Origin of the sequence: Extibacter muris (genome assembly GCF_004345005.1) — a bacterium.
Classification (GTDB): domain Bacteria; phylum Bacillota; class Clostridia; order Lachnospirales; family Lachnospiraceae; genus Extibacter; species Extibacter muris.
The window spans coordinates 1-524 of the sequence record NZ_SMMX01000103.1 but is presented as its reverse complement, the minus strand read 5'-3'; the positions used below and the strand labels follow the sequence as shown (position 1 = coordinate 524).

Annotated in this window: 1 protein-coding gene; it reads left to right on the top strand. The window is 48.7% G+C overall.

Annotated elements, in window-relative coordinates; genetic code table 11:
• Positions 1–53: 53 nt before the first annotated feature.
• The coding region (locus E1963_RS23960) for a hypothetical protein (protein ID WP_201272122.1) at positions 54–524 on the top strand (471 nt) is incomplete at its 3' end.

Here is a 524-nt window from a genome sequence, read left to right as displayed (position 1 = left end):
GGAAAGAGAGTTTGAATCAGAGGGGACTTAGGAGGGGAGAAAGAAGAAGGCCATTGCAAAGACCAGAGAGGAGAAAAAGAAGAAAAAAAAAAGGGAGGGGAAGTCATCTCTGGGGGAGGAAAAGAAGAGGGAGAAGAGAGAAAGAAAAGAAAGAAAAGGAAAGAGGAAGGGGAAGAAAAGAAGAGAAGGGGAGGAAGAGGGAGGAAAAGAGGGAAGAAAGAGGGAAAGGGAAAGAGGAAAGAAGGGGAAGGGGGGAGGAAGGAAAGAGGGAGAACTGGAAAGGGAGAAGAAAGAAAGGAGAAGGGGGGAGGAAAAAGGGGGGAGGGAGAGGAGGAAAGGAAGGAAGGGAAGAAGGGAGGGAAGAAAAGAGAAGGAGGAGAGAAAAAGGAGGAAGAAATCCGAAAGATTTCTACCGCAAGGGAAGACGCGTTGAGGAGAGAAAGGAGGAAGGGAGGAGGGGGGAGGAAAAAGAGGAGGGAAAAAAAAGGAGGGAACGGGAAAAAGAAGAGGAGGAGGAAGGAGAA